This is a genomic window from Elusimicrobiales bacterium (genome assembly GCA_041651175.1).
Taxonomy (GTDB): Bacteria; Elusimicrobiota; Elusimicrobia; order Elusimicrobiales; family Elusimicrobiaceae; genus JAQTYB01.
In genome coordinates this window covers 1-14,078 of the sequence record JBAZJT010000033.1, presented here as the reverse complement: position 1 = coordinate 14,078, position 14,078 = coordinate 1, and the positions used below count along the sequence as shown (strand labels likewise).

The following is a 14,078-nucleotide window of genomic DNA, read 5'->3' as shown; positions in this document are numbered from 1 at the left end:
TGTTCCTGAAGGGCAGCACGGTGGTGCATGCCCCGGACATGAACAAATACAGCGCCTCAAATCCCGACACCTATCAGGTGCTGGCCAGCAATGTGGACAAGCTGTCGTTCTCCAGCGGGGCCGATGCGCGGCTGACGATGAGAATATCGCTGGCGAGCGCGTCTTCGTCCTCCTCCAGCGGCAAGAGCCTGTCGGGAGCGTCCAAGAAGGCCCTCTCCGGCTCTGACGGAAGCAGCACTGACGGAACCAGCACGGACGGGAGCAGCACGACTGCCGCCTCCGAACAGAGTGATCTGCAGACTTCCGTGCTGCCGGACAGCGCCAACGGCACCTCAGTGGCCAAAGCGCTGGTGAACTAGGTTCCGGGCCGCGCTGTAAAGGAAGGCTCGCTCCGGCAGCAGCAGTGGATATTCAAGGCGGGAGCTATGCGCAACGCATAGCCCCCGCCTTCGTTGTTTCCTGGCACGCGCATAAAGGCATTGACTTGCGGGGCATATGGGTTATACTATGGATGTAGAGGCAGGGGTTTTCTTGTTTTCTACGGGCAATCTTCCTGGCAATGCGCTTTCGCGCATCTGCGCAGAAGAAAGAGGATTGTGTTTGAAACCGCGGCCATATTTTTCGGCGAACGAAAACTGCGCGGCCGCAGACTGCGGGAGGAGTTTATGAACAAACACGGAGCGACGCTGGTTGAACTGCTGGCGGCTGTGGGGGCCCTGGCGGCGATGGCGCTGACTATAGCAGCCATGTCCGGGATGGTGGCGACTTCCAACGCATCAATAGACAAGAACGCGCTTGCCCTCAGCCAGGCAAACGTGGCGCTTGAAACCGTCATAGACGGGGTTAAGAATTCCCCCGTAATGCCGGGTTCCGTCCCCCAGACGGTGGCGACAATAGACACCTGCACCAATTATCCCAGCCCCGGCGGCGGCTGCCAGAAACAGCCGAATGTGATGAACTGCGCGGGCTGGCTGCACGAGTACTGCCATGACGGGCTTTATGACGAGACGACCTACACCCGCAGCCTGTGCTTCAAGGTAGCCTCCGGCGGGTCTGCGGTCCAGTACATGTCCCCGGACAATAAAACAATGCAGTCCGTGTTTCTGAAAGGCAACACGGTGGTGCATGTTCCGGACATGAGCAAGTACAACGCCGCGAATTCCAGCACGTACCAGGTTCTGGCCAGCAATGTGTCGTCGCTGGCATTTTCCAGCGGGTCCGATGCGCGGCTGACGATGAGGTTATCGGTCGGAAACACGAGCACAGCATCATCGTCGCTGGCATCGGCGGCGTCGTCTTCCGGTAAAGCGTTGTCCGGCTCGTCCGGCGGCACAGGCAACGACTACAATGTGCCGGGAGGCGGTGGAACCACGGGACAGGACACAATTCAGACCTCCGTGCTGCCGGACAAGGCCAACGGCCTCTCGGCGGCCAAGGCCCTGGTGAACTAAAGCGCACACAGACAACAGACGAAAGCGGAGAGATATTGCAAGGCGGGAGACATGCAAAACATGTCTCCCGCCTGTGTTATGCGCAAACCCGGAACAAGACTATTTCCAGATGCCGGGGATGGGGGTTCCGTCGTAGGGGCATTTTCCGCCGGAGGGCGTAACAACATCCTGCAAAACCCGGTAGCCGTAGCGCACTATAAGCGGCTTGCCGCATTTGGGGCAGAAAGTGGTCTCGCCCGCGCCGCCGGGCAGATTGCCCACGTATACAAAACGCAGCCCCGCCTTTATTGCGGAGTTGCGGGCGCGCTCCAGCGTCTCCACCGGCGTGGGCGGCAGGTTTGCCAGCTTGTAATTGGGACCGAAGCGGCTGAAAAAAAGCGGCGTGTCCGCGCCCAGATTGTCTTTCACCCAGCGGCATAATGCGGTTATTGAAGCCTCGCTGTCGTTTAGTCCGGGAATGACCAGATTCACTATTTCCAGTTGTATGCCGGTCTCTTTGGCGGCCAGCATGGCCCGCTTGACGTTTTCCAACTCCCCGCCGACATAGCCGCTGTAGAATTTTTCATCAAAGCCCTTGAGGTCTATTTTAACGACGTCAAAATCCTTAATCAGCGCCTTGAACGCCGCCGGATTCGCATAGCCGCCGGTAACCAGCACGTTTTTAAGGCCGCGCTTGCGCGCCAGCGCGGCGGTATCGCGCACGTATTCGTAAAAAACTATCGGCTCGGAATAGGTGTAGGCTATGCTTTTTGAGCGCGCGGCCAGAGCGTAATTTACCACATCCTCCGGCGGCAGCCAGCTTTTAGGCTCGGTTTTCAACTGAACGGAAGCCATGCCGGGGCTGCCCGGCACGGGCACAATGTCAAGCCCGGTAGGGACAAGAATACTCTTTTCCGCCTGTTCGGGATAAATCTGCGAAATCTCCCAGTTCTGGCAGGCTTTGCAGCGCAGGTTGCAGCCGGCGGTGGCTATGGAATAAATCCAGCTTCCGGGCAGCATGTGGAAAACGGGTTTTTTCTCTATCGGGTCTATATGCGCGGAAACCGCGCCGCCGTAGACGAGGGTCTTAAGCTCCCCCCCGCTGTTGAGCCGGACGCGGCAGCGGCCCCGCATCCCCTCCGGCAGAAAGCACTTGAACGGGCAGACAAAGCACTGGACGCCGTTGCAGGCGGACGACCAGCGCGCCGCCGTCCGCGCCGCCGGGTTATCCGCCCCGCCGAAAATCAGCCGCGCCGTGTCCGGCGGCGGGAACAGCGCCACAAGCCACACAAAGCACAAACACGCCGCCGCCGGAAGGAAAGCTAGGCCAGCTTGTAGAAGTCTTTTACGATATTCCATGCGGCGCGCGCGCTGTCAACAAAATGCAGCAGCTTGATGTCCTCTTTGGAGATGACGCCGTAGCGCGCGATGGCGTCCCACTTGATGATGTCGCTCCAGTATTTTTTGCCGATCATCACTATGGGGAAATGATGCTTCTTGCCGGTTTGCAGCAGGGTCAGCGCCTCGAAAAGCTCGTCAAAAGTGCCAAAGCCGCCGGGAAAAACCACCAGCGCCTTGGCGCGCATCATAAAGTGCATTTTGCGCATCGCGAAATAATGGAAGCGGAACGCGAATTCCGGCGACACGTAAGGGTTTGGCCCCTGTTCCATCGGCAGAGTGATATTGAGGCCGATGCTTTTTGCGCCGCCTTCGTATGCGCCGCGGTTGGCGGCTTCCATTATGCCGGGGCCGCCGCCGGTTACGATGATAAACCGGCCCTTGCTCTCCTCGGCCACGATGCGGGCGAACTCGCGCGCCACCTCGTAGTATTTGCACATCTTAAGCAGATTTTTGACCGAGCGCAGCTTGTTGCAGAGAAGGCGGCTCTGCGGGTCCAGCCTGCACGCGCGCGTTACGGCGGCTATGCGGGCCAGCGCGTCCTCTTTGGACCATATCCTCGCGCTGCCAAAGCACACCACCGTGGAGGTGATGCCGTAATCCTGCAAAATCATCTCCGGCTTCATCATTTCGAGCTGGAGGCGCAGCGGGCGCAGTTCCTCGCGCGCCAGAAATTCAAAATCCTGGTACGCCTTGCGGTAAGGCTTGGATTTTCTTAAAAGCAGAGTCTGCTTCTGACGGTCAAACGGCTCAACGGGTTTTTTCACGTGAAGTCTCCTCAATAAAAGCCGCGGCGCGCGCCGCTATTTTCCCGGCGGACAAATCCAGCTCGTCAAAAAGCTCGCGCTGCCGTCCGTGGGTTACGAATATGTCCGGTATTCCCAGCCGCAGCGTTTTCGGGCGCAGGCCGCGCGCGCAGAACGCCTCCAGCACGGCGGAGCCAAATCCCCCCGCCAGCATATTGTCCTCCACGGTAATCACCGGCCCGGCGGAGGCGGCCTCGGCGATAATCTCCTCGTCCAGCGGCTTTATAAAGCGGACGTTTATGACGCCGCAGCTTATGCCTTTGTCCTCCAGCAGCCGCGCCGCCTCAAGCGAGGGGTGAACCCGGTTTCCGGCGGCGATTATGGTGGCGGCATCGCCGCGCTTGAGCCAGACCCCCTTGCCCCAGGGCAGCGGCTGCGGCTCCTTGTCCATGGCGGCGCCAAAGCCCGCGCCGCGCGGGTAGCGCAGCACGCAGGGCGACTCCGCCGCCAGGGCGGTTTTAAGCGCGTGCTGCAACTCGTTCTCGTCGGCGGGCGCGATGACGGCCAGATTCGGGATATTGCGGAACAGGCTTAAATCAAACACCCCGTGATGGGTGGGGCCGTCCTCGCCCACTATGCCGGCGCGGTCCAGCGCCAGCACGACCGGCAGCTTCTGAAGGCACACGTCGTGGAGCATCTGGTCGTAGGCGCGCTGCGAAAAAGACGAATACAGCGCGACCACCGGCCTCATCCCCTCGCAGGCAAGTCCGGCGGCGAAAGTAACGGCATGCTCCTCGGCGATGCCTACGTCGTAGAACCGCTCCGGCATTCTGTCGCGGAACAGGTCCAGTCCGGTGCCTTCGGGCATGGCGGCGGTGATGGCGGTTATGCGCGGGTCAGTCTCGGCCAGTTTCACAAGCGTTTGCGCAAACACCTTGGTGAAGCTGGGCGCGGCGCCGGCGGGGGCAGGCTCCGGCGCGCCTGTTACCTTGTCAAAAATCCCCAGGCCGTGATAGTCTATGGGACGGGCCTCCGCCGGGGCGTAGCCTTTGCCCTTCACTGTAGCCACATGCAGCACCACCGGGCCGCGCATCTCTTTTATGCGGCCCAGTATCTCCACCAGCTTGCCTACGTCGTGGCCGTTCACGGGGCCCAGGTAGGCGAACCCCATCTCCTCAAAGAGCATTCCCGGAAACAGCAGCACCTTGGTGCGCTTTGCCACGCGCAGCAGGCTGGCGCCCCAGAAATCGAAGCGGTTCAGGAAGGCTTCCACCCGCTGCTCGGCGTTTTTAAGCGAGCCGGCGCTCATCAGCCTGGTCAGGAAAGCGCCCAGCTGCCCCACCCGGTGAGAGATAAACATCTGGTTGTCGTTGAGAATCACCAGCATGTCCGTTCCCAGATGGCCGGCGTTCTGCAAAGCCTCGTAGGCCATGCCGCCGGTCATGCACCCGTCGGAGACTATGGCCACCACCTTGCGGTTTTCACCCTTGCGGTCGCGCGCGGCGGCCATGCCCAGCGCCGCCGAAAGGGCGGTGGAGGCATGCCCCGCCCCGAAACAGTCGTATTCGGACTCGTCGCGGCGCAGGAACCCGGAGATGCCGCCCTTTGTGCGAATGCCGTCAAACCTGCCGTATCTGCCGGTGAGCAGCTTGTGCGCGTAGGCCTGATGCCCCGTGTCAAAAACCAGCCTGTCCTGCGGGGTGTCAAAAACGTAATGCAGCGCCACAATCAAATCCGCCGCGCCGAGGCTGGAGCCCAGATGCCCGCCGTTTTTGCTGATGGCGCTGATTATTTTCTCGCGGATTTCGCGGCAGACCCGGGGCAGCAGCTCCGGGCGCAGCCGGCGCAGCTCCGCGGGCGAGGATATTTCCGGCAGTATGTTCTCAGGCATATCAGTAAGTCCTTTCCAGCACGAAATTCGCCAGCGCGCGCAGCCCCTCCCGGCGGCTTTGCGGCAGGCGGGTTTTTTCCAGCTCGGCAAGAGCGGTTTTTATCTGGCGGGCGGCCTCGCGGCGCGCGCGCTCCAGCCCGTAGACGGTGACAAAAGTCAGCTTGCCGTTGGCGGCGTCGCTGCCGGATTTGCCCAGTTTCTTCTTGTCGGCAGTAACATCCAGTATGTCGTCTACTATCTGGAACGCCAGGCCGATGGCGCGCCCGTATTCGCGCGCGGCGGCCAGTTTTTCCCCCTCCGCGCCGGCAAGTATGGCACCTATTTCAACCGGCGCGCGCAGCAGCGCGCCGGTTTTGTGGCGGTGTATGTAATCCAGAATGCCGGCTTTCTCCGGCCTGCCGGAGGGCAGCAGGAAATAGGCCGGCCTCCTGGCGGAAAGCGCGCCCAGCCCCGCCGCGCGGCGGCTTTTGCCGGAGAGCATTCCCTCCGCGAATATATCCGCGGTCTGTCCGCCCACCATGCCTTGCGCCCCGGCGGCGCGGGCAAGGCAGGCCGCGGCGCGGCAGGCCCGCGCGGGGCCGATGGCGGGGTTTTCCGCGGTTTCAAGAACGGTTTCAAAAGCCAGCGTCAAAAGCGCGTCGCCGGCCAGCACGGCGCAAGCCTCGCCGAAAACCCTGTGATTGGTGGGCTTGCCGCGGCGCAAATCGTCGTTGTCCATGGCGGGCAGGTCGTCGTGCACCAGCGAATAGGCGTGAACCATTTCCAGCGCGCAGGCCGCCGGCATCGCGCCATCGCCGTCCAGGCCAAATGCCCGCGCGGACAGAATTGCCAACGCCGGGCGCAGCCTTTTGCCGCCGGCCTCCAGGGAATAGCGCATCGCGTCCGCCAGAACGGGCGGGCAGCCGCGCAGCGCGCTCATGCGCCGGCGCAACTGGCGGTCTATCCGCGCCGCCTGGGTTTTCAGATAGCTCTCAAATCTCATAAAAACAGAAGCTGCAGGCCGAGGCGCTGGGAAAAACCCATGTCGCCCTCGTCGGACCAGCTGTAGTCTATGCGCATGTCGCTGAAAAGGCTGCTTTTTTCGGCGCTGAGGCTGTCCAGGTCCAGGCCCAGCCCGAGGGAGAGGCCGTTTCCGATGTCCCTGTCAAACCGCATGCCGGCGCGTATGGAAAACAGCTCAAGCGCGGACACTCCCAGCCCGGCGCAGAAATAGCCGGCGGCATCCTGCTCTTTCACATAATCCGCCGACGGAGCAAACACCATCAGCCGCTTGACGGCGACAAAATCCGTCGCCGCGCCGGCGCGTATGGTGCGGGGCAGGTCAAACCCGCCGCCGCCGAAATCCTGTTTGCCGGTGATATTGAGAACCGATGCCGCCAGCACCAGCTTTCTGGACGGAGATACCGCCACGCCCGCATCCGCGGTAACGCCGGAGGAGGAAACGTCGTCAAGACGCTCGTGGAAATACCTGAGGCTGGCCCCCACGGAGACGCGCTTGTATATGCGGCGGTATTTTCCCAAATCCTCCAGGCGCGCCCAGCCGGCAAGCGGAAGCTGGGGGTCCTGCGAGCCCCTGTCCCGGTTCCAGTGCGGAAACGACTGCGCGTAGCTTATAATACCCATCATGTGCGAGGAACTGGTCTGTCCTGCGGGATTGCCGCCCGCGTCGTAAGCGTCAAAACTGCCGCTGCCCAGAAAAGACGCCGCCACCGCGAATGTGCCGATGTTGGTGTTCATCGCGAAAGCGGCATACTCCTGCCGCAATCCGCTTATGTATTGGTTGTGCGCCGCCGAGAGCGCGGCGAAATTCATAAATCCCAGCCCCGCCGGATTGTAAAGCACGCTGTCCGGCCCGGACAGGGCGGTGTACGCCTGCAATGCCGCAGGCACGGGCGCTGCGGGTATTTTCAGGAAATTGGCGGAGGTGGTTCCGGCGCCGGAGGCATGGCAGGCCCCGGCGCAAAGCGCCAGAGCGGCAAAAACCGCAAAAATCCTACGCAAAAAGCCCATATTATTACATTAGTAATCATGGCGGGCAAAATGCAAGCACATTTTCAGCATCCGGCAGAGAGGAGCCGGACGACGGGTAGCAGAACAACCGCGGCAGACCGTCCGCGCCATCAGCTTCGCTGCCGGTTCTGTCAGAAAAACCAACGTTGCGGGAACCCACGCGGCGGCGGATTCCTCCGCCGCCGCCTCGGTTCTCGCTGCAAACTGCAATTTACGGGTTTACGGGTTCAACCCTGCTTTTCGTTTTCCGACACGAACTTCTCTATCTCTTTTATGTTCTCGAGAATAAGGCGCGCTTTCCCGACGCCGAAGGAGAAAGGATATTTATCCTCCTCGTTGCGCTTGAGGACAATCAGCGGGTTTCCCTTATACTCTGTTCTTTCTACGGGCATTATGGTCTCTCCTAAGAGCTGGAAACGAAGCGGCTTCATTGCCGCCATACAAGGCTGCGGCTTAGCGAATGCTCTTTTTAATCTGTTCCTGCCCAGGCAGGAACCTCCTGTTGAGGATATTATAGCAAAACCTGTGTAATATAAATCAAGCGTTTCTACTGCACCCCTGCCAGGACGCAGCCGAAATACGCGATGGCCGATATCGCGGCGGCGGCGGGTATGGTGAATATCCACGCCCATATTATGCTGCCGGCCACGCCCCAGCGCACCGCCGTAATCCGCCTGAGCGAGCCTACACCCATTATCGCGCCCGTGATGGTATGCGTGGTGCTTACCGGCGCACCGAAGGCGGAAGCTATATATAAAGTGGAAGCCGCGCCGAATTCGGCGCAAAAACCGTCCACGGGACGCAGCTTGGCCACTTTCTGGCCCATTGTCTTGACAATGCGCCACCCGCCGGAAAGCGTGCCCAGCGCCATCGCCGCATAGCAGGCCATGGCGACCCAGCCGGGAACATAAAATTCCTTGCCCAGCAGCCCCTGGCTGAACAGCAGGACCGAGATGATGCCCATCGTCTTCTGCGCGTCGTTGCCGCCGTGCCCCAGGCTGTAGGCTGCGGCGGAGAGAAGCTGCCCTTTCCTGAACCAGCCGTCTACCTGGCCGGGGGCTTTGCGGCGCAATGTCCACATCACCACCAGCCCCACCGCCACGCCGAGAATAAGCCCCAGCACCGGCGAGATTATCATGAAGGCCAGCGTCTTTGAAATCCCGCCCATCACAAGAGAGCCTGTCCCCGCCTTCACGAAAGCCGCGCCCGCCAGCCCGCCCATCAGCGCGTGAGAGGAGCTTGTCGGCAGGCCGTAATACCAGGTGATGATATTCCACGCGCACGCGCCGATAAGCGTGGCCAGTATGACATTGGTATCCACCACGGAGATGTCCACTATCCCCCTGCCGATGGTGTTGGCAACGTGATGCTTGAACACCATAAACGCCACGAAATTGAAAAACGCCGCCCAGATGACGGCGTAGCGCGGGCTTAACACCCGCGTTGAAACCACGGTCGCTATGGAATTGGCGGCGTCGTGAAAGCCGTTTAGAAAATCAAAAAACAGCGCAAGCAAGATAAGGAATATCAACGTGGCCGTCATTTGTTCACCCGTGTTTTACCACTATGGATTCCACCAGTTTGGCGGCATGCTCGCATTCGTCTATGGCATTCTCGGCTATCTCGTATATTTCCTTGCGCTTGATTATGTCCACGGCGTCGCGCGCGTTTTCAAACAGCCGTCCGATGACCTGCTCGCGCAGCACGTCGCCCATATTTTCCAGGCGGTTGAGTTCTATGCAGTAATCCATGATACGGCTGTTACGCGAGCTGTCGCGCAGCGCGCCCACCGCCTTGACTATGGTGCCGGCGCACTGCTCCAGAATATCCGCGAACAAAAGCAGGTCATTGTCCGGCAGCGACACCTTATAAAGCATCAGCCGGGTTACCAGCGCGTGCATCCTGTCCACGACATCATCCAGCTTGTTGGCCAGGGACAGAATATCCTCCCGGTCAAACGGGGTAATAAAAGTGCGGTTGAGCATATTGGTGATTTCATGGGCCACGGTGTCGGCTTCATGCTCAATCTCGCGGATTTTTTTGATGACGGCGTCGCAATTGCCGCCGCCCCTGGCAGCCTCCGACAGGCATTGCGCCGCCCTGACCAGATTGGCGGCCTGCTCGTCAAACAAATCAAAAAACTGCTCTTCCTTGGGAATAAGATTGAATTGCATGGCGCTCTCCTGCCGAAAGATTATATACACCATACCTAAATATGCGGCACGGGTGCAAGGATTCATAACTAGCGCTCTCTCATGGGAATTGACAAGAATGTTTTTTTGGGCTATAATACTAGCAGTCATAAGGACTGACTGCTAATTATGAGAATACTGAAACCGGAAACGGCCAAGGAGCGCGAGGATAAAATCCTCCGCTGGATTGTTCAGGAATTCGCGCAGACCAAGCGCCCCGTAAGCTCCGATATGATAGCCAAAAAGGCGAAGATGGGCGTCTCCAGCGCGACGGTGCGCAATATCATGAAAAAGCTGGAAGATGAAGGCCTGCTTCATCAGGAGCATACTTCCGGCGGGCGGGTACCGACGGACAAGGCGTACCGCGCCTATGTTGACTATCTGGCGGGGATGCAGGCCGTCGCGCTGAAAGAAAAGGAATCCATACAGCGCGAGTATGACAGCCGTATGGACGAGATGGACACTCTTCTGGCGCAGACTTCCCGGATGCTGGCGTCGCTGTCGCATTCGGCGGGGTTTGCTTTCTCGTCGCCAGTGGCAGAGCAGAATGTCGTCCGGCTGGATTTCATACCGCTGGGCCCCGGCGCGATACTGGCGGTGATGGTAACCGATTCCGGCAACGTGCGCCATTTGCCGGTTAAGCTCAATTACGAGATTCACCCGCGCCGGCTGCGGCTGCTGGCGGCTTTTCTGAATCAGGAAGTCTCCGGCCTGCCGCTACGCGAGGCAAAGCGCAGGCTGTGGCAGCATCTTAACGAGGACAGCTCCGAGCTGCGCGACGTAGCCGACCTTGCCCGGCGTTTCCTGGAGGATGTGGAGCAGCGCTCCGCCCAGGAAAGCGAGTTTTATCTTGAAGGCATGGGCCAGCTTGATTTTTCCGGCATGACCGGCGCCATCGGGCTTATGGAGGAGCGCCGCCGCCTCGCCGGGCTGATGGAAGAAAAAATGCGCTCGCTTTCCTCCGGGGAGCGGCATGTGGATATCGCCATCGGCGCGGAAAACGAGCTTAAGGAGCTGCGCGGCTTTAGCATGATAACCTGCCCCTACCGCGCGGGCGAGCGGGTGATGGGCATGGTCGGCATCATCGGCCCCAAGTATATGGAGTATCCGCGCATGATATCGCTGGTGAATTTCATCGGCGAGGTTGTGGAAACCACCATCTCGCACTGGGAGGACATGCTCGCGCCGGAGAGCAAAATCATCCCCCTGGAGTATGACGAGCCGCGCAAGAGGAGCCGCAAATGAAAAAGAAAGAAACCGAGCCCGAAACCCAGCCGGAGCAAACCGCCCCGCAGGAGGATTATTACGACCAGCTTATCCGGCTGAAAGCGGATTTTGAAAATTACCGCAAGCGCGTGGACCGCGAAAAGCCGGAACTGGTGGCCTTCGGGCGGCAGCAAATGCTGCTGCAGCTGCTGCCGGTGTACGAGACGATGCTCAAAGCCAAGTCCCATCTGGACAAACAGGACACCGGCGAGCTGCGCAAGGGGCTGGAGCTGGTGTTCAAGGAGTTTGAAAAGGTTTTCGCCGGCGAGAATGTGGAGGTTATGGACTGCGTCGGCAAGCCCTACGACCCGATGCGCCACGAGGTCCTGGCCGCATTGGACTGCGGGGACGACAAGGACGGCCTCGTCATAGAAGAGGCCGCGAAAGGATTTACCTGCTGCGGGAAAGTCATTGTTCCCGCCAAAGTCTGCATAGGAAAAAAGCGGGAGGCGCCGCAGGAGCAGCCCCCCGCGGAGGAGAAATGATATGGCGAAAATAATAGGCATAGACCTGGGCACCTCCAACACCGCCGCCGCGGTGATGGAAGGCGGTCACGTAACAATAATCCCGTCGGCGGAGGGCAGCTCCATCGGCGGCAAGGCGTTCCCGTCTTACACGGCCTTCACCAAGGACGGCCAGATGCTGGTGGGCGAGCCGGCGCGCCGGCAGGCCGTCGCCAACCCCGAAGGCACGGTAACCGCCTTCAAGCGCAAGATGGGAACCGACCACAAATACGATATCCGGGGCAAGCAGTTCACGCCGCAGCAGCTTTCGGCCTTCCTGCTTCAGAAGGTAAAACGCGACGCGGAGGCTTTCCTGGGCGACAAGGTGGAAAAGGCGGTCATCACCGTCCCGGCCTACTTCAACGACAACCAGCGCCAGGCCACCAAAGACGCCGGCACCATCGCCGGCCTTGAGGTTGTGCGCCTGGTAAACGAGCCTACCGCCGCCGCGCTGGCCTACGGCGTGGACAAGGCGGGCAAAGAGCAGAAAATAATGGTCTTTGACCTGGGTGGCGGCACGCTGGACGTCACCATAATGGAGATGGGCAAGGAGGGCACGTTTGACGTCATCTCCACCTCCGGCGACACGCAGCTCGGCGGCACCGACATGGACAACGCCATCATAGAGTATATCTGCGACGAGTTCCGCAAGGACACCGGCGTTGATCTAAAAAAAGACCCGCAGGCGATGCAGCGGCTCAAGGAATCCGGCGAGAAGGCCAAGATAGAGCTTTCCACCGTCATGGAGACCGAGATTAACCTGCCCTTCATCTCCGCAGACGCCAGCGGCCCCAAGCATCTCCAGCTTAAATTCTCGCGCGCCAAGCTGGAAAGCCTGGTGGACCCGATAGTAAAGCGCTGCGCCGTGTCCATAGACCGCGCCGTTACCGACGGCAAGCTGAAAATGGACAACATAGACCGCGTAATTCTGGTCGGCGGCCCGACCCGCATGCCGATAGTGCAGCGTTTCGTGGAGGAACACGTCGGTAAAAAGCTGGAGCGCGGCGTGGACCCCATGGAATGCGTCGCCTCCGGCGCGGCGGTGCAGGCCGCCATCCTGACCGGCGAGGTAAAAGACGTGCTGCTGCTGGATGTTACGCCGCTGTCGCTGGGCATAGAGACCCTCGGCGGCGTGTCCACAAAGCTCATAGAGCGCAACACGACCATCCCCGTCCGCAAAAAGCAGGTGTTTTCCACCGCGTCCGACAATCAGCCGGCGGTTACGGTGCATATCCTGCAGGGCGAGCGGCCCATGGCCAAAGACAACGTCTCGCTTGGCCGCTTTGACCTGGACGGCATTCCCCCCGCCCCGCGCGGCATGCCACAGATAGAGGTTACCTTTGACATAGACGCCAACGGCATACTCAAAGTGCTGGCAAAGGACCTCGGCACCAACAAGGAGCAGCATATCACCATCTCCGCGCCGAACAAGCTGGGCAAGGACGAGATAGACAAGTTCGTCAAGCAGGCCGAGCAGTTCGCCGACGCAGACAAGGCCAACAAGGAGAAGGTGGAAGCCAAAAACGAAGGCGACAGCGTCCTCTACCAGACCGAAAAGGCGCTCAAGGAACACGGCGACAAAATCCCGCAGGAAGACCGTCTGACGATAGATCGCGCCCTCGGCGAGCTGCGCGAGGCGTTAAAAAGCGAAGACGCCGCCAGAATGAAAAAGGCCAAAGACGCCGCGCTTGAAGCCGCGCAAAAGCTGGGCGAAATCATCTACAAACAAGCCCAGCAGCAACAGCAGAGCGCGGGCGGAGCAGCCGCAAACGGCCCGCAAGGCCAGACCGGCGGAAGCGGCCCCGAAGCCACAGCAAGCGCAGGCCCGGAAGCCGCAGCCTCCGGCAAAAAAGAAGACATAGTAGACGCCGAAGTGGTGGACGAAAAGCATTAACCAACAGCAACCCGGAAGCTGTCATCGGATAAATGTCCGATGACAGCTTCCGTCGTAAATCAGGGAGAAATGTAATTTATAGTATACTGTCCCCATTGGTACGTTGTAATTTAGGAAAGGGGAATGCTTTTAATGAGTAAGGCAACATAATGGAAAATACTGTTTTACAAATCATCGTCGTTTTATTGACTGCTTTTGGTGGGGGTTTTTTTGGGGCTTATTTTCAATCTCGATTCCAGCATAAAAAAGAAGTTGAGGAAGATATTCATCAGTTGAAACGGAAAAGATATGGCTCAATTTTAATCCAAATGCTTACAATTCTTGACCCCGAAAGAGGTCTGGCGAAAGTACAGCAATTTCGCGAAGATTTGAAAAATGTTGAGGACTTTAAAGAAGAAGTAAAAACTGAAATGCTACATAGTATTCTTTTTGCTAATGACGAGGTAATAAGGGCAATGGCTGAATTTGTAAAAAACCTTAATCACGCCTCTTACATTAAAACTGTTTCGGCAATGCGAAAAGATTTATGGGGGAAAGATACGGCGATAGGAGAGGATATTTTAAAAGAATTTGCCGCCAAGTCGACCCCTTGAGGGCCAATGGGGACAGGATACTAAATTAGGGTCCACTGAAAAACTCTGATATTATTGAATTCCTCGTCGGGGAAATGCGATAATATTGGTGTGGAAACGCTCTGAAACTGCACGGAAAATGCGCCAAGCGCGCAAAAACCGTGCAGTTTTTTAAT

General features: G+C 59.1%; 14 protein-coding genes. 6 read left to right on the top strand and 8 right to left on the bottom strand.

Annotated elements, in window-relative coordinates:
- Positions 1-359 (top strand): hypothetical protein (locus tag WC421_11395; protein MFA5162832.1); only part of this gene is annotated, 359 nt, incomplete at its 5' end.
- A gap of 306 nt (positions 360-665) precedes the next feature.
- Entirely contained in the window at positions 666-1,451 is a 786-nt protein-coding gene (locus tag WC421_11390) for a hypothetical protein (GenBank protein ID MFA5162831.1), read from the top strand.
- 99 nt (positions 1,452-1,550) lie between these two features.
- Here WC421_11390 and amrS read toward each other — a convergent pair whose 3' ends face one another.
- The 8 genes from amrS to WC421_11350 all read right to left on the bottom strand — a co-directional run bounded on the left by amrS (position 1,551) and on the right by WC421_11350 (position 9,649).
- The gene (gene amrS, locus WC421_11385; protein ID MFA5162830.1) at positions 1,551-2,720 is read right to left on the bottom strand and encodes an AmmeMemoRadiSam system radical SAM enzyme; all 1,170 of its coding nucleotides are present in this window, start codon (positions 2,718-2,720) and stop codon (positions 1,551-1,553) included.
- Positions 2,721-2,752: 32 nt separating this feature from the next.
- A complete protein-coding gene (locus WC421_11380; protein MFA5162829.1) occupies positions 2,753-3,595 on the bottom strand; it encodes a TIGR00730 family Rossman fold protein in 843 nt (280 codons plus the stop codon).
- Positions 3,579-5,465: a 1-deoxy-D-xylulose-5-phosphate synthase gene (gene dxs / locus WC421_11375; GenBank protein MFA5162828.1), complete on the bottom strand. Its 1,887-nt coding sequence runs from the start codon at positions 5,463-5,465 to the stop codon at positions 3,579-3,581. The genes WC421_11380 and dxs overlap by 17 nt, the downstream gene beginning before the upstream one ends.
- 1 nt (position 5,466) lies before the next feature.
- Complete coding sequence (locus WC421_11370) at positions 5,467-6,447, bottom strand: polyprenyl synthetase family protein (GenBank protein ID MFA5162827.1); 981 nt, start codon at positions 6,445-6,447, stop codon at positions 5,467-5,469.
- On the bottom strand, positions 6,444-7,475 hold the full coding sequence (locus tag WC421_11365; protein ID MFA5162826.1) for a hypothetical protein: 1,032 nt from the start codon (positions 7,473-7,475) through the stop codon (positions 6,444-6,446). The genes WC421_11370 and WC421_11365 overlap by 4 nt, the downstream gene beginning before the upstream one ends.
- Before the next feature lie 227 nt (positions 7,476-7,702).
- On the bottom strand, positions 7,703-7,867 hold the full coding sequence (locus tag WC421_11360; GenBank protein ID MFA5162825.1) for a hypothetical protein: 165 nt from the start codon (positions 7,865-7,867) through the stop codon (positions 7,703-7,705).
- 155 nt (positions 7,868-8,022) lie between these two features.
- Positions 8,023-9,018: an inorganic phosphate transporter gene (locus tag WC421_11355; GenBank protein ID MFA5162824.1), complete on the bottom strand. Its 996-nt coding sequence runs from the start codon at positions 9,016-9,018 to the stop codon at positions 8,023-8,025.
- Between the two features lie 4 nt (positions 9,019-9,022).
- Positions 9,023-9,649: a DUF47 family protein gene (locus tag WC421_11350; GenBank protein MFA5162823.1), complete on the bottom strand. Its 627-nt coding sequence runs from the start codon at positions 9,647-9,649 to the stop codon at positions 9,023-9,025.
- Between the two features lie 147 nt (positions 9,650-9,796).
- Between WC421_11350 and hrcA the strand changes: the two genes are divergently transcribed.
- The 4 genes from hrcA to WC421_11330 all read left to right on the top strand — a co-directional run bounded on the left by hrcA (position 9,797) and on the right by WC421_11330 (position 13,923).
- Positions 9,797-10,912: a heat-inducible transcriptional repressor HrcA gene (gene hrcA / locus WC421_11345; protein ID MFA5162822.1), complete on the top strand. Its 1,116-nt coding sequence runs from the start codon at positions 9,797-9,799 to the stop codon at positions 10,910-10,912.
- The gene (locus WC421_11340; protein MFA5162821.1) at positions 10,909-11,418 is read left to right on the top strand and encodes a nucleotide exchange factor GrpE; all 510 of its coding nucleotides are present in this window, start codon (positions 10,909-10,911) and stop codon (positions 11,416-11,418) included. The genes hrcA and WC421_11340 overlap by 4 nt, the downstream gene beginning before the upstream one ends.
- A gap of 1 nt (position 11,419) precedes the next feature.
- On the top strand, positions 11,420-13,330 hold the full coding sequence (dnaK, locus tag WC421_11335; protein MFA5162820.1) for a molecular chaperone DnaK: 1,911 nt from the start codon (positions 11,420-11,422) through the stop codon (positions 13,328-13,330).
- 149 nt (positions 13,331-13,479) lie between these two features.
- Positions 13,480-13,923 carry a hypothetical protein gene (locus tag WC421_11330; GenBank protein ID MFA5162819.1) on the top strand — a complete coding sequence of 148 codons (444 nt, stop codon included), beginning with the start codon at positions 13,480-13,482 and terminating at the stop codon, positions 13,921-13,923.
- The last annotated feature ends 155 nt before the right edge of the window (positions 13,924-14,078 follow it).

Bases quoted from the DNA above. Each gene is read 5' to 3' on its own strand.
- WC421_11390 (MFA5162831.1), top strand. From the start codon at position 666: ATGAACAAACACGGAGCGACGCTGGTTGAACTGCTGGCGGCTGTGGGG.
- dxs (MFA5162828.1), bottom strand. From the start codon at position 5,465: ATGCCTGAGAACATACTGCCGGAAATATCCTCGCCCGCGGAGCTGCGC.
- WC421_11370 (MFA5162827.1), bottom strand. From the start codon at position 6,447: ATGAGATTTGAGAGCTATCTGAAAACCCAGGCGGCGCGGATAGACCGC.
- WC421_11365 (MFA5162826.1), bottom strand. From the start codon at position 7,475: ATGGGCTTTTTGCGTAGGATTTTTGCGGTTTTTGCCGCTCTGGCGCTT.
- WC421_11360 (MFA5162825.1), bottom strand. From the start codon at position 7,867: ATGCCCGTAGAAAGAACAGAGTATAAGGGAAACCCGCTGATTGTCCTC.
- WC421_11355 (MFA5162824.1), bottom strand. From the start codon at position 9,018: ATGACGGCCACGTTGATATTCCTTATCTTGCTTGCGCTGTTTTTTGAT.
- WC421_11350 (MFA5162823.1), bottom strand. From the start codon at position 9,649: ATGCAATTCAATCTTATTCCCAAGGAAGAGCAGTTTTTTGATTTGTTT.
- hrcA (MFA5162822.1), top strand. From the start codon at position 9,797: ATGAGAATACTGAAACCGGAAACGGCCAAGGAGCGCGAGGATAAAATC.
- WC421_11340 (MFA5162821.1), top strand. From the start codon at position 10,909: ATGAAAAAGAAAGAAACCGAGCCCGAAACCCAGCCGGAGCAAACCGCC.
- dnaK (MFA5162820.1), top strand. From the start codon at position 11,420: ATGGCGAAAATAATAGGCATAGACCTGGGCACCTCCAACACCGCCGCC.
- WC421_11330 (MFA5162819.1), top strand. From the start codon at position 13,480: ATGGAAAATACTGTTTTACAAATCATCGTCGTTTTATTGACTGCTTTT.